Source organism: Roseateles sp. GW821-FHT03B02 (assembly GCF_059421025.1).
Map to the genome: position 1 here is coordinate 122,245 of NZ_JBWKUV010000009.1, position 18,471 is coordinate 140,715.

At 70.1% G+C, this 18,471-nt stretch carries 18 protein-coding genes; 9 read left to right on the forward strand and 9 right to left on the reverse strand.

Translation table 11 applies throughout. The annotated features are described in order from the left end of the window. Nucleotides 1–37: 37 nt before the first annotated feature. Nucleotides 38–544, forward strand: coding sequence for a hypothetical protein (locus tag AC07VX_RS21825; protein ID WP_493167142.1), 507 nt, complete (start codon nt 38–40; stop codon nt 542–544). On the opposite strand, the gene AC07VX_RS21830 is transcribed toward AC07VX_RS21825, so the two are convergent. Genes AC07VX_RS21830 through AC07VX_RS21845 form a run of 4 tightly spaced genes read right to left on the reverse strand, consistent with a single transcriptional unit; the run spans nt 541 to nt 5,780 of the window. Then, nucleotides 541–981 carry an acyl-CoA thioesterase gene (locus tag AC07VX_RS21830; RefSeq protein ID WP_493167143.1) on the reverse strand — a complete coding sequence of 147 codons (441 nt, stop codon included), beginning with the start codon at nt 979–981 and terminating at the stop codon, nt 541–543. The two genes, AC07VX_RS21825 and AC07VX_RS21830, sit on opposite strands and share 4 nt — an antisense overlap. Then, a complete protein-coding gene (locus AC07VX_RS21835) occupies nt 974–3,790 on the reverse strand; it encodes an ATP-binding protein (protein ID WP_493167144.1) in 2,817 nt (938 codons plus the stop codon). The genes AC07VX_RS21830 and AC07VX_RS21835 overlap by 8 nt, the downstream gene beginning before the upstream one ends. Continuing rightward, a complete protein-coding gene (locus AC07VX_RS21840; RefSeq protein ID WP_493167145.1) occupies nt 3,790–4,473 on the reverse strand; it encodes a hypothetical protein in 684 nt (227 codons plus the stop codon). Before AC07VX_RS21840 ends, AC07VX_RS21835 begins: the two co-directional genes overlap by 1 nt. Beyond that, on the reverse strand, nt 4,470–5,780 hold the full coding sequence (locus AC07VX_RS21845) for a hypothetical protein (RefSeq protein ID WP_493167146.1): 1,311 nt from the start codon (nt 5,778–5,780) through the stop codon (nt 4,470–4,472). Before AC07VX_RS21845 ends, AC07VX_RS21840 begins: the two co-directional genes overlap by 4 nt. A 175-nt stretch (nt 5,781–5,955) precedes the next feature. Here AC07VX_RS21845 and AC07VX_RS21850 point away from each other — a divergent pair, with 175 nt between their 5' ends. From AC07VX_RS21850 to AC07VX_RS21860, 3 genes are all read left to right on the forward strand, one after another. Further along, complete coding sequence (locus AC07VX_RS21850) at nt 5,956–6,822, forward strand: L-type lectin-domain containing protein (RefSeq protein WP_493167147.1); 867 nt, start codon at nt 5,956–5,958, stop codon at nt 6,820–6,822. A gap of 105 nt (nt 6,823–6,927) precedes the next feature. Then, entirely contained in the window at nt 6,928–7,713 is a 786-nt protein-coding gene (locus tag AC07VX_RS21855; RefSeq protein ID WP_493167148.1) for a DODA-type extradiol aromatic ring-opening family dioxygenase, read from the forward strand. Nucleotides 7,714–7,784: 71 nt separating this feature from the next. After that, nucleotides 7,785–8,447 (forward strand): 2-keto-4-pentenoate hydratase, encoded by a 663-nt coding sequence (locus AC07VX_RS21860; RefSeq protein WP_493167149.1) that lies wholly within the window; start codon nt 7,785–7,787, stop codon nt 8,445–8,447. Here the strand turns inward: AC07VX_RS21860 and AC07VX_RS21865 are convergent. Next, a complete protein-coding gene (locus AC07VX_RS21865) occupies nt 8,437–9,021 on the reverse strand; it encodes a DUF1294 domain-containing protein (RefSeq protein WP_493167150.1) in 585 nt (194 codons plus the stop codon). The genes AC07VX_RS21860 and AC07VX_RS21865 overlap by 11 nt on opposite strands. After that, nucleotides 9,018–9,893: a LysR family transcriptional regulator gene (locus AC07VX_RS21870; protein WP_493167151.1), complete on the reverse strand. Its 876-nt coding sequence runs from the start codon at nt 9,891–9,893 to the stop codon at nt 9,018–9,020. Before AC07VX_RS21870 ends, AC07VX_RS21865 begins: the two co-directional genes overlap by 4 nt. Before the next feature lie 99 nt (nt 9,894–9,992). Between AC07VX_RS21870 and AC07VX_RS21875 the strand changes: the two genes are divergently transcribed. Beyond that, the gene (locus tag AC07VX_RS21875) at nt 9,993–10,634 is read left to right on the forward strand and encodes an NAD(P)-dependent oxidoreductase (protein WP_493167152.1); all 642 of its coding nucleotides are present in this window, start codon (nt 9,993–9,995) and stop codon (nt 10,632–10,634) included. Nucleotides 10,635–10,721: 87 nt separating this feature from the next. Here AC07VX_RS21875 and AC07VX_RS21880 read toward each other — a convergent pair whose 3' ends face one another. From AC07VX_RS21880 to orn, 3 genes are all read right to left on the reverse strand, one after another. Continuing rightward, nucleotides 10,722–12,428 (reverse strand): DEAD/DEAH box helicase, encoded by a 1,707-nt coding sequence (locus tag AC07VX_RS21880; RefSeq protein ID WP_493167153.1) that lies wholly within the window; start codon nt 12,426–12,428, stop codon nt 10,722–10,724. A gap of 386 nt (nt 12,429–12,814) precedes the next feature. Then, entirely contained in the window at nt 12,815–14,569 is a 1,755-nt protein-coding gene (locus AC07VX_RS21885) for a chorismate-binding protein (RefSeq protein ID WP_493167154.1), read from the reverse strand. Next, nucleotides 14,566–15,123, reverse strand: a complete 558-nt coding sequence (gene orn / locus AC07VX_RS21890; RefSeq protein WP_493167155.1) for an oligoribonuclease — start codon at nt 15,121–15,123, stop codon at nt 14,566–14,568. Before orn ends, AC07VX_RS21885 begins: the two co-directional genes overlap by 4 nt. A gap of 50 nt (nt 15,124–15,173) precedes the next feature. Between orn and AC07VX_RS21895 the strand changes: the two genes are divergently transcribed. From AC07VX_RS21895 to AC07VX_RS21910, 4 genes are all read left to right on the forward strand, one after another. Beyond that, nucleotides 15,174–16,445 (forward strand): M48 family metallopeptidase, encoded by a 1,272-nt coding sequence (locus tag AC07VX_RS21895; RefSeq protein WP_493167156.1) that lies wholly within the window; start codon nt 15,174–15,176, stop codon nt 16,443–16,445. A 106-nt stretch (nt 16,446–16,551) separates the two neighbouring features. Further along, nucleotides 16,552–16,887, forward strand: coding sequence for a 4a-hydroxytetrahydrobiopterin dehydratase (locus tag AC07VX_RS21900; RefSeq protein ID WP_493167157.1), 336 nt, complete (start codon nt 16,552–16,554; stop codon nt 16,885–16,887). Next, entirely contained in the window at nt 16,884–17,786 is a 903-nt protein-coding gene (gene rsgA, locus AC07VX_RS21905) for a ribosome small subunit-dependent GTPase A (protein ID WP_493167158.1), read from the forward strand. Before AC07VX_RS21900 ends, rsgA begins: the two co-directional genes overlap by 4 nt. Then, entirely contained in the window at nt 17,780–18,466 is a 687-nt protein-coding gene (locus tag AC07VX_RS21910) for a DUF3047 domain-containing protein (protein WP_493167159.1), read from the forward strand. The genes rsgA and AC07VX_RS21910 overlap by 7 nt, the downstream gene beginning before the upstream one ends. Nucleotides 18,467–18,471 lie beyond the last annotated feature (5 nt).

Here is an 18,471-nt window from a genome sequence, read left to right on the forward strand (position 1 = left end):
ACCGCGGACCGTCGAGCGAGCCCCGTAGAGTCGCAGCATGCGTCTCACCACTGCCCTGCTGGCCGCACTGGCCCTGCTATCGAATGCGATTGCCGCGCCACCCTTGCCCGCCGCGGTTCGAGAGGCCGTGAACCGCATGACGGCCGACTGCCAGGGCGTCGGCGGCAAGCCCGGCGCCTCGCCGGGCCTGGTCAGCGCCGTAGATCTGAACGGCGACGGCCTCAACGACTACGTGATCTACACCGCCGCCTTCTCTTGCCAGGGCGCGGAGTCCTTGTTCGTCGGGGCCGGTGGAGGATCGGTCGAGGTGTACCTGTCGGCCGCCGATGGCAGCGCGGCCAGTGCCTTCGCGCATGGCGTGCTCGGCATGCGCGTGGCGCAGGGCAAGCTCTGGCTCGCGGTGGGCGGGCCGCTCTGTGGCCAGAAGGTCACCGACAACACGCTACGCAGCGAGATGCAGGCCTGCTGGCGTCCGCTTCAGTGGGACGCCGGCCGCCGCGAGCTCGACTTCGCGCCGCTGTCCAGCGTGCGCCCGTACCACTAGCCTTGGGTGACGACGGCCGCCTGGTAGCCCGCTAGGAACTCCGCCGGCATGCGCTTCGGCCTACCACTGCTGATCTCGATGCAGACCAGCACCCAGCGCCCCCGCACCAGCGTGACGCCATCGCTCGCCCGGCGCAGCTGGAAGCGCCGCTCCATAGTCAGCCGGCCGTCGCTGGCCGTCAGCCAGGTGCCCAGCACCAGCGCCTCGCCCTCGAAGGACGGCAGCAGGTAGTCGTAGTGCCCTTCGCGGATGGCCATGGCGCGGTCCAGGCGCCGGTAGTCTTGCAGCGACAGGCCCAACGCCTCGGAATGCGCCCAGCCCGCCTGCTCGCACCACTGCACGTAGACCGCGTTGTTGGTATGGGCCAGCCCGTCGATGTGCTCGGCCGCCGGCGTCAGTGCCAGCGTGAACGGCGACGGGTAGTCCCAGTCATTCATAGACCGACACTTCCGGCCGGCGCGCCAGCACGGCGATGGGCGGCGCCCAGCGTTCGCCGCGCGGCTTCTTGCTCGTCACCAGCGTGATCTCGCTGGGCTCGAAGACCTCGACGTTGTGCGTGATAGGCGTCGTCAGCAGGTACTGAGCGCGGGTCGAACGCAGGAAATGGCCGACGAGCTGGATGTTGCGCACGTCCAGGTGGGCGAAGGGCTCGTCGATGAAGACGAAGCCGCCGGGCGTCTCGTCGTCCTTCATCAGGCCCACCAGCAGGATCAGGCTCTTCAGCACCTGCTGGCCGCCCGAGGCCTCGCCGTCGTTCAGGCCCACCTCGCCCTTGCCGTCGAAGTTGAACTTGACCTGCAGGCCAGCCTGCGACAGCACGGTGTCGTCGTTGTCCAGGTGCGGCAGCACGGCCTCGGCCGTCGTGCCGGCCAGCTCGCCCAGCTCGGCTACGTTCTTCTTGTAGCGGCGCACCGTGGCGCGCAGCACGTCGATGTAGCGCTCGCGGGCGTTGAAGGCGGCGATGCGGGCCATCTCATTGCTGGCGCGGCGGTCGCTGAGCTGGCTGTCCTGCTCATGCACCTGGGCGGCCATGCGCGCGTGGCGCTCGACGACGCTGGCGTCCACCTCCCAGTGGCCGCCTTGCAATTCCTGGTCCACGTGATGCGCGCGGATCTCGGCCTGGCGGGCGTTCTCGAATTCGTCGCGCACGGCGGACAGCGCGGCGGGCGTGACCCAGGACTTGGGAAACTGGCGTTGCTGCTTGCGCGATTCCTGCGAAGCCTTGCGCAGCGCGTCGCGCTTCGCCTCGTGCTCGCGCAGCCGACCGGCGGCCGAGCCCTCGCCATCCTTCAGCGCGATCTGCGCCCCCTCATAGGCCTGCTCGCTACGCGTGGACTCGCGCACAACGCGGTCGTGCTCGCTGTCCAGCGTGCTCATGCGCGTGGACGCCTCGGCGCGCGCCTGGCGCAGCACCGGCAGGCGCGCGCGGGCTTCGGCGAACTCGTCGGCACGCTCGGAAAGCTCCTGCGCGGCCTTGTGGCCCACGGCAGCGCGCTGCACATCCTTGAACTGGCGCTCGACCTCGGCCTGCGCCTTCGCGATGCGGCTCAGCTCGCCGTCCCAGCGGGCCAGCTCGGCTTCCAGCGCGGCGCGACGCGAGTCGACGGCGGAGGCGCCGAACTGGTGGTCGCGCGGTTCGACGAACACGCTGCGGCCGCCGCGGCCGTCGCGGTAGTAAGCGTCGGTGGTGATCCATTCGCCGCCGACCTGGGCGCCCTCTTCTGTCGACGTCACGCAGCGGATGCCGCTGAGCTGTCGCGCCAGCCAGGCCGGCAGCGGCGCGCTGACGCTGAGCGCGGCCAGCAGCGAGCCGGCCGGCGCCTGCGTGACGGGCGAGGTGTCGGCCACGACGTAATGGCGGTAACGCTGCTTGGCGGCGATGTCGAAGGCACGGCCTTCGTCGCTGCGGTGCTTCAGCACGACGACCCAGCGCGATGGGCGCAGCAGGCCTTCGGCGGCGGCGCGCCAAGTTTCATCGGCGATGTCGATGCTGTCGGCGACAAGGTAGTGGGCGATGCCGGCATCGTCCAGCGCGCGCTTCATCGGCGCGACCTCGGGGGGCGGCGGGGGCAGGCGCTTGCCGCTCAGCTCGCCGAGCTGGGTCTGCACGCGCGAGGCCTTGTCGCTGGCGCGGGTGTAGTCGGCGCGCAGGCGTTCGCGTTCGGACGCCAGCTCCTGCATCCTGGCGGTCAGCGCGGCGGCGTCGGCCTCCACGTCGGCCAGCGCCTTCAGCTCGTCCTCGCGCTTGACCAGCGACTCGGCCGGCCGCTCGGCTTCGCGGGCGGCGTCGAAGGCGGCACGGGCCTCACGCCTCTCGACATCGAGAGACTTCAGCCGTTCCTTCGCGGCTTCCTGTGCCGTGAACAAGCCATGCAGCGCCGCGCGCTTCTCGCTCAGCGCCTTCACGTCACCCGAAGCGAACAGACGCTGGCGGTGCAGCTCGCGCGCATCGCGGGTGATGCGCTCGCGCGCCTCGCTCCAGCGCAGCACGGGCAGCACCTCGGTGGCCAGGCGCTCGCGCTCCTGGATCTTGAGCTGGTACTGGCGGTGGCTGTTGACGCGGTTGGCCAGGTCGCTGAGCTGGGCCTGGGTGTGGGCCAACTCGGCGCCGGCCTGCTCGACCTCCTTGCCCAGCTGCTGCTGGTGGCTGCGTGCCTGCTCGTAGCGGTCCAGCACCTCCTGGTCGCCAAAGACCTCGAAGACGAGGCGCAACAGCTCCTTCGGGCTCAGCTCGCAGAGCCGGTCGGTCTGGCCCTGCTCCAGCGCCAGCACGCGGCCGATGGCACGCGTCAGGCCAGCCGCTTCCAGCCGCTTCTTCCAGGCTTCGATGCCCAGCCAGTCGCGGTCGCCCTTCTCGGCGAGCTGCTCGATCTCGTGCACGCCGTCGAGAATGACGTAACGCCGCACCCAGTCGCCGCCGTGGCGCTCGATGCGGCAGGCCAACGTGACCTGGTCGGCATACAGCAGCGACGAGGCGAAGGGCCGGCTGCTGTTCTGACGCGTGCGCGGGCGGTTGTCCACCAGCGCGCGCAGCCAGGCCGTCTCGGCGTTGGCGTGGCGGGCGTAGGTCTTGTACGTGCGACCACCCGAGCACTCCAGGCCGAGCAGCGTGCGCATCGCGTCCAGCAGCGTGGTCTTGCCCGAGCCGTTGGGGCCGGCGATGGTGATGATGGCGCCGTCCAGCGGCAGCGTGACGCGCTGGCAGTAGTCCCAGTGCAGCAGTTCAAGCGATTGCAGGTGGAACATCAGTCGTCGATATCTTGTTGTTCGGCCTCGTCGGGGCGCGGCAGCGGATGGCCGGCGCGGGCCAGTACGTCGCCCAACGCGCCGTCGAGGATGCGCGGCGCCAGCAGGTCGTAGTCGATCAGCAGGTCCAGCAGCGGCCCTTCGGCGATGTCCTCGCCGCGGCGCGTGACGAAGCCGTGGCGCTCCAGCAGCTTGAGGTTGGTGTCCAGCCGCAGCTTCTTGCCGAGCTGGTCGCCGAAGTCGGCCAGCAGGCTGCGGTAGCTGATCAGCGGCGCGACGCTGGCGGCCTGCGGCATGGGCTTGTCGGTGGCGAAGAACTCGCCCTGCCCGGCGTGGATGGCATCGCTGCGCGCGACCTGGCGCTGACGCTTGGGCAGCACGATCAGCGACCACAGCACGACGAGAAGTGCCACGCCGTCGCGCGGCAGGTCGAGGTTGTTGTTGGCGGCCAGGCCCGTCTCGCCGAACACGGCGCTCTCGGCCGGGCGCAGCAGCGCGACCGAAATGTGGTCGGCGTGCACGTTGTCCACCAGCTGCAGGCCCACGCCGGCCAGTCGGGCGCTGAGCTGGTTCCACAACTCGGTGTCGATCAGCGCGCGCTTCACGAGAGGGTGGCTGCGCGGCAGCCAGCGGCGGGCCAGCAGTTGCGCGGCGAGTTGCTGGGAGTCGTCGAGTGGGCTCATGAAGCAGTTGAATCAGGGGTGAGGACGCCGCGGCTCATCCATTTGACGAACTCGTCGTCCACGGGGCCTTGTTCGGCGGACCAGCGCACCGACCACGGCTGGCGCGCCATGTCGCCGGTGGCGCCCTTCAGGTGGCGGGCCTGGGCATCACCCAGCAGCGGCAAGAGCTGGGCACGGTAGGCGGCGCGGGCATAGCTGCCACCGAGGATGGCGGGGGTCAGGTCGCGCTCGACGGGCTCGGCGGACCAGGCGGCGAGCAGCGCCTGCATCTGATCCATGTCGGGCGGCAGCTGCATGACGGCCAGCTCGCCGGTCGGCGCGGCCTGGCCCTGCGGCAGCGCGGCGGCCTCGGCGGGCTTGGGGCGGTCGCGCTCGAACTCGGCCTCGGCCGTATCGACGAGGTCGCGCTGCGCCACCAGCACCGGGTGCACCGGCCGCTCCCAGGCGCCTTTGATCAGCGCGGCCAGGTCGCTCTGGCTTTGCAGCCAGCGGCGCACGTCGGTCGTCGTGATGCCGGTGGAGCCCAGCGTCACGCGCTGGCGATCGGCTTGCTGCAGCGCACGGTTGAACTGGCTGGCCATCGCCAGCAGCCGCGCCTGGGCCAGGCCCAGCTCGCGCGCCAGGCGTTCCAGGCGCGCCTCGCCGGCGGACTCGGCCTGGGCAATGATTGCGCCCAAGGCCTCGCCAGCCCGGTCCACCAGCGTCAGCGCCTTCTCGAAACGGGTGCGGGCTCGCCGCAGCGCGAACTCGCTGCCGCTGGCGATGGCATCGGCAAACTCGTCGTACAGGCGGGACAGCTGGGCCAGCAGATGCTGCAGCTGCGCGGGTTGAAGCGTGCCGAGCTGGTGGGCGCCTGCCACGCCGGCCAGCAGCGAGGCCAGGTCGCCGTCAGGTGCCTGCTCCTGCGTCAGCGGCTGCAGGATGCCCACCAGCTGCTGGGCCAGCGGCGTGACGGCATAGGTCTGGGCCGTCGCGTCCCAGGCCAGCAGGTCGGCGTCGCGCAGGCGCTTGAGCACGCTGTCCAGCACTTCGTCGCGCAGCACGTGGAAGGCCTGGTTCAGTGCGTCCCGCGTCAGGCGAGATTCGCGCAGCGCCATCAGCTCGAAGAACACCCAGACGCGCAGCTTCACGAGTGGCGCAGGCCCGCCGAACAGCGCGCGCTGGGCGGCCAGCAGCGCGTCCTGGCGCTCCAGCTGCCACCACAGCAGCGCGTCCGCGGGGGCGGCGCCGTCGCGAAAGTAGTCCTCGACGCGGAGGGCGTCGTCGGCGGCTTCCGGCGGCGGTTGAAAGGAGGTGGGTGCGGCCATGGGGCGCGGATTATCGACGGCGGTCCGAATCGACCCGCCGGCACCCGACTCAGGGGTGTCGGCAGCTTTGACAACCACCCGGCCTTCGGCGCCCGTAAAGCCCCGCCGCTCCCCTGCGATCACTGGCGTGGCACCGAATTTGCCTCTCGTTTGAAAACCCCTGAGGAGGAGAAGCATGTCACGCCGTTCCCTGTTCGCCGCCGCTGCCTTGGCGCTCGCCGCAGCCGCTCCGCACGCCAACGCCGCACTGGTCATCGACTACAGCAGTTTCACCGGCGCCTGCGGCTCCACGCTGACCTGTGTCGGCTCGGCCGCCGACATCGCCAGTGGCGAGCTGCGGGTGACCCCCGCGAGCGGCGGCAACGGCGCGGGCTACAGCACGACCGCCATCGCACTGGGCGCCGGCGCGACCTTCAGCACCAGCTTCCAGTTCCGCATGAGTCAGGCCGGCGGCATCGACCCCGCCGACGGCTTCACCTTCGTGCTGGCCAAGGCCAGCAGCGGCCTGGGCGGCGCGGGTGGCGGCATGGGCTATTTCGGCGTGGCGAACAGCGTCGCCATTGAGTTCGACACCTTCGACAACGGCGAGGCCGGTGCCAGCAACCACATCGGCCTGGACGTCAACGGCTCCCTGGCCAGCTCCCCGGTCAGCAGCCCCTACGGCGTGTCGTACTGCCATCTGTTCGACAGCTCCTACCTGAACGACGGTTGCATGAGCAACGGCAAGGTCTGGTCGGCCTTCATCAACTATGACGGCACGACAAAGAAGCTCAACGTCAGCGTGCAGCAGGATGGCTTGGCGCTGATCCAGCTGATCACCGACTACAGCATCGACATTGCCAGCGATCTGACTACCAACGCGGCCTACGTGGGCTTCACGGCGGCGACAGGTGCCGGCCTCCAGAACCACGACATCCTGAACTGGCGCCTGGCCAACGACACGTCCATCAACCCCGGCCGGCTGCCGGAGCCTGCCAGCTTGGCCTTGCTGGCCTTGGCAGGGGGCGCCGCGCTGGCCGCAGGCCGCCGTCGCCGCGGCTGAACGCAGCTCCCGGCATCGGCATTCGACTTTTGCGAATGCCGGGCTCAAGTCGACTGAAACGCGCCCGCACTTTGCGGGCGTAGTCTTTCGGGCATGAAGACACGCATGCCCACCTTCTTCCTCTCCCACGGCGGCGGCCCCTGGCCGTTCATGGACGGCGACTACCGCCGGGCCCATGCGCAGCTGGAAGCCTCGCTGCAGGCACTGCCGTCCACGCTGCCCGAAAAACCGAAAGCCATCCTGATGGTCTCCGCCCACTGGGAGGAGGCTGCCTTCACGGTGATGACCTCGCCGGCCCCGGGCATGCTCTACGACTACGGCGGCTTCCCGCCGCACACCTACGAGGTGATCTACCCCGCCCCGGGCGACCCCGAGCTGGCCGGACGCGTCGTCGCGTTGATCCAGGCGGCCGGGCTGCCAGCGGCCACGGACGCCCGGCGCGGCTTCGACCACGGCGCCTTCTGCACGCTGGTGCCGATGTATCCCGACGCCCGGGTGCCCGTGGTGCAGCTGTCGCTGAAGCGCGGCCTGGGCCCGGCCGACCACCTCGCCCTGGGCCGGGCGCTCGCGCCGCTGCGCGACGAAGGCGTGCTCATCCTCGGCAGCGGCTTCAGCTTCCACAACTTGCGGCTCTACAACGAGGCCGGCCGGGCGCCCTCGGCCCAGTTCGATGCCTGGCTGCAGAGCGCCCTGCCCCCGCCGGATGGACGTGCCGAGCGCCTGCTGGCCTGGACGCAGGCGCCGGCCGCCCGGCTGGCCCACCCGCGCGAGGAACATCTACTGCCGCTGATGGTGGCCGCCGGCGCCGCCGAGGGCGAGACGGGCAGCTGCAGCTATCACGAGACCGGCTTCCTCGGCGGCGTGACGGCATCCAGCTTCCGCTTCGGCTGATGTCGTCATCCTGCTGAGCGCTACACGGTGCCGCTCTCCGCGACACTGCGGCAACGCCTGCCGGAGCCGCCATGACCCAAGCCCTCGTCGAAGCCCTCACCGCCTGCCACCGCCAGGGCACGCGCCTGAACGCCGCCGGCTGGGAGGGCACCGTGCGCGACGAGGCCGATGCCTATGCCGTGCAGGAGGGCGTCGCCGCAGCGCTGGGCTGGCCGCTGGACCGCTGGAAGTCCGGCGGCGCCGGCCGGCAGGGGCCGTTCAGCCATTCGCCGGTGAACCCCGTGGCGGGCACGGCGCTGCTGGGCGTGGAAGCCGAGGTGGCGCTGCGCGTCGGCGCCGACGGCACGCCCGAGGCGATGTGCATCGCCGTCGAGCTGGTCGCCTCCCGCTGGGAGGAAGGGCTGGACGCGCCGGCCCTGCTGCGCATGGCCGATCACCAGTCCAACGCCGGCTTGCTGCTGGGCCCCTGGCAGCCCTGGCGCGCGCTGGATTGGGCCCGGCTCGAATGGCGCCTGACCCTGCCCGGCCAGGCCGACATCGTTCGCCGCGGCGGCCACTCGCTGGCCGAGCCGGCCGGCGTGCTGCCGGCCTGGCGGGCGCACGTGACACGCCATGGCCGTGCAGTCAAGGCCGGCACCGTCGTGACGACCGGCGCCTGGGGCGGCCTGCACGCGCTCGACGGCGCGGCCCGCGGTCGCCTGGGCATCGAAGGCCTGGGCGAGTTCAGCTTCTGAACAGCGGTGTGAAGAGCGCGACGAAGGCCGCGATATTGACGGCGACCGTCAGCCAGTAGACGCGGCGGAACGCCGGCTTGGCGCTCTTGTGCCGAAGCAGCTGACGGGCCAGCAGGGCGCCTGGCCAGCCGCAGGCCAGCGACAACGCGTGCAGCGTGCCCTCGGCGACGCGCCAATCCCCACGCAGCGCCGCGCGCTTGTCCAGCCAATAGACGATGAAGGTGGCCGTGCTCATGGCCGAGTAGGCGCCCCAGAACCAGTTGGGCACGCCCCACCGCAGGTGCACGGCCAACACGAAGCCGGCGAAGGCCGGGATCAGCAGCAGCACGAGACCGCCGTCGCGGGCCTGGGACGCCACCGGCGCGGTGCGGGGCGCCAGGCTCTGCACATCCTGTGCGCGACGCTTGCCCTGGGCGTCCGCGCCTTCGCGGTAGCTCAGCCGCTCGCCGACGAAGGGCCGGTGAGGCCGCAGGCCGAAGGCCCTGATGTGCACGAACAGCCGCGGCCCGCCACCGTCGGGCGTGATGAAGCCATAGCCCTTGGCGTCGTCCCATTGCGTCAGGGTGCCCTTCATGCCGCCTCCGTCAGATGCGCCTTCAGCGCCGCGATGGCATGGCGCACCTTGGCGGGCTGGGCGTCGCGCTGCGGCGTCATGGCCCAGATGGGCAGCTCCGGCAGCGCAAACTCGGTGTGCAGACGCAGCAGGCGACCGGCGGCAACGGCTTCGGCCACGTCCTCGTCGCCCAGCGGCGCCAGCCCCAGGCCCGCTTCGCAGAGCTGCTGCAGCGTCAGCTGGTTGTTGCTGGTGAAGCGCGGCTGCACGCTGAGCTCCGTGCCGGGCAGGCGGCGGGCCTGGTCAGTGCCGTCCTGCAGCATCAGCCAGTCGGCGGCGAGCAGCGCGTCCAGCGTGGCAGGCACACCGCGCTGCGCGAGGTAGGCCGGCGCGGCGTAGAGGCTGGTGTGGACGCTGCCGATGCGCTGAGCGACCCACTGGCTGTCGGGCAGACGTCCGAAGCGGATGGCGAGGTCGATGCGGTGCACGACGAGGTCGGTGAAGCCATCTTCCACCTGCAGATGCAGGCGCAGCGCCGGGTGGTTCGCCAGCAGCGGCGCCAGCGCAGGCCCGAGCCGGCGGCCGAAGCCCACCGTCATCGCGATGCGCAGCTCGCCCTCGGGCGCATCGCGCAGCTGGGCGAGCTGGGCCTGGGCCGCCTCGGCGGCGGCCACCATGGCCGCGCAGCCCGCGTGAAAGCGCTCGCCGGCCGGCGTCAGGCTGAGCTTGCGCGTGGAGCGGTGCAGCAGCGTGACGCCCATGTCCTTCTCCAGCGCCCTCACCTGCTGGCTGACGGCCGAGGTGCTGGTGCGCAACTGGCGCGCCGCCGCGGCAAAGCTGCCGTGGCGCACAACGCTGGCCAGGACGGCCATCCGCTTGAGCTGGTCGAGCATGAAGTTTTTCTAAACAGTTCTGGCAATTCAACCCGTCTTATCGACAGATTGTGAAGCGAAAACAATAGCGCCATCGCAACTCGACAGATGGAGAACCCCATGAACATCGCCCTGATCGGCGCCACCGGCTTTGTCGGCAAGGCCTTGCTGGAAGAACTGCTGAGCCGCGGCCACCAAGTGCGCGCGCTGCAACGCGACACGGCCAGGCTGGCCGCCCGCCAGGGGCTTGAAGCGCGTGCGGTAGACGTGCTGAACGGAGCCAACCTCGCGGCCGAACTCCAGGGCGTGGACGCCGTCGTCAGCGCCTTCAATGCCGGCTGGAGCAACCCCCATCTGCATGACGACTTCCTGCGCGGCAGCGACGCCATTGCCGCGGCGGCGCGCGAGGCCGGCATGCGCCTGATCGTCGTGGGCGGCGCGGGCAGCCTCTACATCGCGCCGGGCCAGCAGCTCGTCGACTCGCCGGCCTTCCCGGCCGAGTGGAAGCAAGGGGCGCTGGCTGCCCGCGAGGCGCTGAACCGGTTGCGCGCCGACCAGACCTCCCTGGACTGGACCTTCGTGTCGCCGGCCATGCACCTGGAGCCGGGCGAGCGCACCGGCCAGTTCCGGCTGGGCGGCGAAGAACCGGTGTTCGATGCCAAGGGCGAGAGCCGCATCACGGTCGCCGACCTGGCCGCAGCCATCGTGAACGAGCTGGAGGCGCCCCAACACCGGCGCCAGCGCTTCACGGCCGGCTACTGACCGCAGCAACGAAAAAGCCCTGCAGGCCGTGAACGCCTGCAGGGCTTTGTTGCTTTCCTGGGCAGGCCGATACGGCCTGCCGGGGCTTCAGCGGCCGAAACCGCCCTTGCGCGGGCCGCCGGGACCGCGACGCTCACCGCCGAAGGCGGGGCGCTCTTCCCGGCCGAAGGACGGGCGATCACCGCCGCCACCGAAGCTGGGCTTGCCACCGAAGGCCGGCTTGCCACCACCGTGGAAGGGACGGTCGCCGCGCGGGGCGAAGCCGCGCTCGTCACCGCCACGCTGCGCGAAACCACGGTCTTCGCCGCGGGGGGCGAAGCTGCGCTCGTCGCGCGGCTGGAAGCCACGGTCGGCGCGCGGGGCAAAGCCGCGATCGTCACGGGGCTGGAAGCCGCGGTCTTCACGCGGCGCAAAGCCACGGTCGTCGCCACCACGCGGCTGGAAGCCCTCGTGGCGCGGCTGGAAGCCGCGATCGCCGAAGGGCTTGCCGCCGCCGTGATGCGGACGGCCACCTTCTTCACGGCGGAAGGGCTTGTTGCCGAAGCCGGGGCGGCCACCGCCGAAGTGGCCGCGCGGGCCGCGGTCGTCGAAGCTGCCTGCCGGGCGCGGCGGGAAGATGCGCGGCTCCTGCGTCTTGGGCTCCAGGCCGGCGATGTGGCTCACGGGAATCGTCTGCGTCGTGAACTGCTGGATGCGGCGGATCATGGACACGTCGTCGCGCAGGCCCAGCGTGATCGCCAGGCCCTGGCGGCCGGCGCGGCCGGTGCGGCCGATGCGGTGCACATAGTCCTCGGCCTTCATCGGCAGGCCGTAGTTGATGACGTGGCTGATGGTCGGCACGTCGATGCCGCGGGCAGCGACGTCGGTGGCCACCAGCACCTTCAGGTCACCCCGGCGCAGGCCCATCAGCACGCGGTTGCGCTTGCCCTGGGGCATGGCACCGTGCAGCGGGGCCACGGCATGGCCGATCTCGGCCAGGCGCTCGGCCAGCCAGTCAGCGTCGCGCTGGGTGCTGGTGAAGACGACGGCCTGGTCCAGCTCGGGCTGGGCCAGGATGGCTTCCAGCAGCTGGTCCTTGTGGTGGGGGTTGTCGGCCCAGTGCAGGCGCTGCTCGATGTTCTCGTGCGTGTCGGTGTGCGAGGCCACCTCGATGCGCTGCGGGTCCTTCAGCAGCTGCTGCGCCAGGCGGCCCACGTGGCCAGCAAAGGTGGCGCTGAACATCACGGTCTGGCGCTCGGCCGGCGTGTTGCTGGCGATCATGTTGATGTCGTCGATGAAGCCCATGTCCAGCATGCGGTCGGCTTCGTCGAGCACCAGCATTTCCACATTGCTCAGCACGCACTTGCCCGAGTTGATGTGGTCGATCAGGCGGCCCGGGGTGGCGATGAGGATGTCCAGCGGACCGGTCAGCTGACGGATCTGCAGCGGGTAGGGCATGCCGCCCAGCACGGTCGCGACCTTCAGGCCCGGGATGAAGCGGCCGTAGGTCTGCGCGGCCTTGCTGACCTGCATGGCCAGCTCACGGGTGGGGGCCAGCACCAGGATCTTGGGGCCGTAGATGACGCCCTTCTCGCGGCGCTTGGTGTTGTCGCCGCGGGCGGCGAGGATCTTCTCCAGCGCGGGCAGGATGAAGGCGGCCGTCTTGCCCGAGCCGGTGCGCGACGAGACCATCAGGTCCTTGTTCGCGATGGCCGCAGGAATGGCTTGCGCCTGCACGTCGGTGGCGTTCTCGTAGCCGGAATCTTTCACGGCCTTCAGGACCACGTCGCTCAGGCCCAGGTTCTCGAAACTCATGTCGTTCTTTCAGTCAAAAGCCCGTCCCTGCCGCTGTTCGAGCGGGCATGCGGGCGCCGAACAGCTCGTGCCGTTCAGCAGTCAAAGTCGCTGGGAGAAAGCTCGTGTCGGGCGGCTCGGGTTGCCTGAATCACTTCATGGGGCAACGCCGGGTGCGGCACGGGGGAACAGTCAAAGCGACGGCTTCATCGCCGCCGACCGATCCACGAGGGGTGTTCGAGATGCCGCAAGAACTGCGGGCCGAACGAGGTCAGAGGAGACGTACGAAGCTCGGGGTCAACCGAGCGAAGCTGCTAGTCTAGCACGGGATCAGGGTTTTCACCAAATTCCGGTCGGCCTGCGCCGAGAAACTGCCGGACGAGGACGCGATGGCGCCGATGCGGGCGCTACGCCAGCGTGGCAGTCAGCCAGCCCCGCAGGCTGTTGAAGAAGGCCAGGCCCGAGGCGCGGGCCAAGTCGTCACGCGTGAGCCGGGCCTCGCGGATGCGCCCCTGCGCCAGCAGCTCGGCGCGCAGCACGCCGGGCAGCAGGCCCGCGGCCAAGGGCGGAGTCAGCCATTGACCGTCGATCTGCAGCGCCAGGTTGCCGAAGCTGCATTCGGTCAGTTCGCCGGCCTCGTTCCAGAGGATGAGGTCGAAGGCGTCGGCAGGCTTGTCGAAGGCGTAGAGCTCGCGGCGCGTCGTCTTGTGCGCCAGGTATTCGGCGCGCGGCCCGAGCGTCGGCATGGCGCGGTCGGCCAGGGCGAGGCGCACGGGCTCGGCGGTCGGCGCGAAGGCGGCCAGCGTGTGCGAGAAGCGGCCGTCGGCGTCGCAGGTCAGGCGCAGCCGCCAGCTGCCCTGTGCGTTGCCCTCGGCAATCGCCTTGAGAAGAGCGCGCGCGTCGGCGAGCGAAAAGCGAAGCCCGAAGTGCCGCGCGGTACGCTGCATGCGGGCAAGGTGGGCCTCGCCACGGACGGCGATGCCGTTCTCCAGCCGCAGTGTCTCCAACGCCTCGACGGGAGCCTCCGCACGGGCCAGGAAGCGTGACTTGGCCCGCCATTCGGCAATCTCGGCGGCAGGCTCGCTGTCCAGCGTGATGGCGCTGCCGATGCCGCAGGTCAAGGCCTCGCCGTGGAACTCGACGGTGCGGATGGGCACGTTGAAAGTGGCGACGCCACCCGGCTGGATCAGGCCCAGGGCACCGCAGTACCAGCCGCGCGGCGAGGATTCCAGCTCGCGGATGATCTGCATGGCTCGGATCTTGGGTGCGCCGGTCACGGAGCCGCAGGGGAAGAGCGCCGCGAAGGCGCCGGACAGCGTCAGCCCGCCGCGGCCGACGGCAGTGACGGTGGATGTCATCTGCCAGACCGTCGGCAGGGCATGCAGCTCGAACAGCCGCGGCACGCGCACCGTGCCCAGCTGGGCGATGCGGCTGAGGTCGTTGCGCAGCAGGTCCACGATCATCAGGTTCTCGGCCCGCTCCTTCTCGCTGGTGCGCAGGTACTGCTGGGCCGCCTCGTCCTCCACGCGGTCACGGCCGCGCGGCGCCGTGCCCTTCATGGGCTGGGCGGCCAGCAGCCAACTGGCCTTGGCGCCGGGCACGGGGCGCCAGTCGAAGAACAGCTCGGGCGACACGCTGGCTGCACCGGCCTCGCGCAGGAACAGGCTGAAGCCGCCAGGCTGGCTGGCATGCAGGGCAAGAAAGAGCTGTCCGGGGTCCAGCGAGCCCGCCGCGGCGCGCAGCCGCGTCGTCAGGTTGACCTGGTAGCAGTCGCCATCCCGGATGTAGCTGCGGATGCGCTCGATGGCGCCGGTGGCTTCGGCCCCGCAATCGCACCAGCCGAGCAAGCCGCTGCAGGCGGGCGGCAGCTCCGGCCAAGGGTCGGGTTCGTCGTCGTAGACGGCGAATTCGGCCAGCGGCGCGTCCGCTGCATGCGTGACCAAGGCCTTGTCGAACGCCGCGGCGGCCTCGTAGCGCAGGCCGCCCAGCACCCAGGCCCCGGCCCGTGCCGCGGTCTCCGCCTCGGCGATGACGCCGCCCACATCCTCCAGCCGCACCGCTCTCAACCAGCGCGCCGGCGGCGTGCGCCAGCAGCCGCGGACACGCTCGCCGTCCTCGCGGGCCAGCGGATGTCGGGGAAAGTCGAAGGCCGCTTGGATCAAAGCGCCAGGAAGGTCGTCCGGTAGTGCACCAATTCGTCGATGGACTCGTGAATGTCCGCCAGCGCCGTGTGCGCCTGGGCCTTCTTGAAGCCCTCCAGTGCGGCCGGCTTCCAGCGCTTGGCCAGTTCCTTCAGCGTGGACACGTCGAGGTTGCGGTAGTGGAAGAAGCTCTCCAGCTCCGGCATGTAGTTGGCGAGGAAACGGCGGTCCTGGCAGATGCTGTTGCCGCACATCGGGCTCTTGCCCTTGGGCACATAAGCTTTCAGGAAGGCAATGGTCTGCGCGGCGGCGTCGGCCTCGGAGACGGTGGAGGCCTTGACGCGGTCGATGAGGCCGCTCTTGCCGTGCGTGCCCTTGTTCCAGGCATCCATCGCGTCCAGCGTCGCGTCGCTCTGGTGCACGGCGAAGACGGGGCCTTCCACGCGCTTGTCGAGGTTGGCATCGGTGACGACGACGGCGATCTCGATGATGCGGTCGGTGTCGGGATACAGCCCTGTCATTTCAAGGTCGATCCAGATCAGGTTGTTTTCGCTGGGGGCAAGGGTGTCGGACATGGCAGGTCTCTGCAGAGGATGCCGAATTCTCGCAGCCTAAAATTCGAGCCATGTCCCCCACGCTGTTGTCCCTCGCGTTCGCCGTCGCGCTCGCGGTCTCCACCCTCATCAAATTCTGGCTGTCCTCGCGCCAGATCCGCCATGTCGCCGCCCACCGCGGCCAGGTGCCGGCGGCATTTGCCGGCAACGTGACGCTGCCGGCCCACCAGAAAGCCGCCGACTACACGGTCGCCCGCGCCCGCTTCGGCCTGCTGGCCCTGGCCTTCAGCTCGGCCGTGCTGCTGGGCTGGACGCTGCTGGGCGGGCTGAACCTGCTGAACGGCTGGGTGCTGGAGGCGAGCCGCGCCCTGCCCGAAAGCTGGCAGCCCATGGGCTACCAGCTCGGCCTCGTGGCCGCCTTCGTGCTGATCGGCTCACTGCTGGACCTGCCCTGGGAGCTGTGGTCCACCTTCCGGATCGAGCAGGCCTTTGGCTTCAACCGCACGACGCTCAAGCTCTTCGTCGCCGACATGCTCAAGGGTGTGCTCCTGGGCGCGCTGCTGGGCCTTCCCATCGTGGCGCTGATCCTGTGGCTTATGGGCGCCGCCGGCCCGCGCTGGTGGCTGTGGGCCTGGGGCGCGTGGATGGGCTTCAACTTGGCTCTGATGGTCATCTACCCAAGCGTCATCGCGCCGCTGTTCAACAAGTTCGAGCCGCTGACCGACGTGGCGCTGAAGGCCCGCGTCGAGCAGTTGATGGCGCGTTGCGGCTTTGCGGCCAAGGGACTGTTCGTCATGGACGGCAGCCGGCGCTCGGCGCATGGCAACGCCTATTTCAGCGGCTTCGGGCCGGCCAAGCGCGTCGTCTTCTTCGATACCCTGCTGGCCAAGCTCAACGGCGCCGAGGTGGAGGCCGTGCTGGCCCACGAGCTGGGGCACTTCAAGCACCGGCACATCACCAAGCGCATCGTGCTGATGTTCACGCTGAGCCTGGCCGGCTTCGCGCTGCTGGGCTGGCTGGCGCAGCAGCCGGCCTTCTACCTGGGCCTGGGCGTGCAGCCCTCGCTGAGCGCACCCAATGACGCGCTGGCGCTGATGCTGTTCCTGCTGGCCGGCCCGGTGTTCGGCTTCTTCGTCACGCCGCTGGCCAGCCACTTCTCGCGCCGCGACGAGTTCCAGGCCGACGCCTATGCCCGCGCCCAGGCGAGCGGCCAGGATCTCTCCTCGGCCCTGCTGAAGCTGCACGAGGACAACGCCGGCACGCTGACGCCCGACCCGGTGTACGCCCGCTTCTACTACTCCCACCCACCGGCCGCCGAGAGGCTGGCCGCGCTCGCCACATGAAACTGCATTGGTCACCTCAGTACCGGGCCGAGCGACGGGCCGCCCCTGGCCGGCCCGGCATCCCCTCGGGGAATCGGCCGGCTTACTCGACAGACGAGGGACTCGCATGACAGACCTCCTGCTCGCCCAATGTGACCCCAAGGCCCCGTTGATGGACGCCGACACGCGCGGCCGCGTGCTCGCCGGCCTGCCCGGCTGGCTGCCCGATGCCGAGCACAAGGTCATCGGCCGGCGCTTCGGCTTCGACAACTTCTACCAGACCATGGCCTTCGTCGACGCCGTCGCCGAGATCGCTCACGCCCAGGACCATCATCCAGAGATGCTGGTCGGCTACAACGCCTGCACGGTCAGCTGGACGACGCATTCGCGCGGCGGGCTGACGCTGAACGACGCCATCTGCGCAGCACAAGTGAGCGCCTTGCCCGAAGCGTCGGCTGAATGAGCAAGTTCCAGGCGCTGGACCTGGGACTGGTCGTGCGCGGCCATGGCCGCCACTACATCGTCGAGGACGCCGACGGCCACCGCTTCGTCTGCCATCCGCGCGGCAAGAAGAGCGACGCCGTCGTCGGCGACCAGGTGCGCTTCGCCGAGTCCGGCGACGAGGGCGTCATCGAGGCCGTGGAGCCGCGGCGCAACCTGCTGTTCCGCCAGGACGAGTGGAAGACCAAGAGCTTCGCGGCCAACCTCGACCAGCTCCTCGTGCTGGTTGCCGTCGAGCCGGTGTTCAGCGAGTCGCAGCTCGCCCGCTCGCTGATCGCCGCCGAGTCGGCCGGCATCCGCATGGCCATCGCGCTGAACAAGACCGACCTGCCCGGCACGGCGGACGCGCGCGAGCGGCTCGCGCCCTACCGGGCGATGGGGCTGACGATGTTCGAGGTGGCGCTCAAGGCCGACCGCGACGGCTCGCGCGCCACGCTGGCCACCTGGCTGGCCGGCCAGCGCACCTTCGTCCTCGGCCCCAGCGGCACGGGCAAGAGCACGCTGATCAACCTGCTGGTGAAGGACGCCCAGGCCCAGGTCGGCGAGATCTCGCAGGCCCTGAACTCAGGCCGCCACACGACGACGACAACGCAGTGGTACTGGACCGACGACAGCCGCACGACGGCGCTGATCGATTCGCCCGGCTTTCAGGAATTTGGCCTGCGCCAGATCGAGGCGGCAGACCTGTGGCGCTACATGCCCGACCTGCGCGAACACGCCGACTGCCGCTTCCACAACTGTTCACATATTCACGAACCGGGCTGCGGCGTGCGCACGGCAGTGGACGGGGGCTTGATCAGCGCCAGCCGCTACCGCATATATGGCGAGATCCTCGAAGAGCTTCAACGCAAGACATGGTGATTCGCCGTTTTCTCTGCCTCTGCGCACCGGCCCTGCTAGCTGGCTGCGCAGCTACCGTCACGCCGCCTCCGCCCACCGCGCAGGGCTGGCAGCCCCTCACCCTGCCGGGCAAGGCACCCACGCGCTACAACTGGACCGAGAAGGACGGCCGCCCCGCGCTGGAAGCCACCTCCGAGCGCTCGGCCAGCATCTGGCGCAAGCGCCTGGAGCCGGCCGTGGCCAGCGTCGGCGAGGTCGACTTCTCCTGGTGGGTACAAGGCCTCATCCCGGGCGCCAATGTGTCGGACGTCGACCATGAAGACGCGGTCGCCCGCGTCATCTTCGGCTTCGGCGGCGACATCGACAGCCTGCCGCTGCGCACGCGCATGAAATTCGAGCTCGCCCAGGCGCTGACGGGCGAGGTCCCGCCCTACGCCACGCTGATGTACGTCTGGGACAGCAAGCTGCCTGTCGGCACGGTCGTCATCAACCCGCGCAGCGACCGCATCCGCAAGATCGTCGTCGACTCGGGACCGGCCGAGTTGCGCCGCTGGCGCGACCACCGCCGCGACCTGGCCGCCGACTTCCGCCTGGCATTCGGCGAAGCACCGGGCCCGCTGACCTCGATGGCCGTGATGACCGACAGCGACAACAGCCGCGCCTCGGCCCACACTTGGTACGGGCCGGTGGAGCTCAAGTAAGGCGC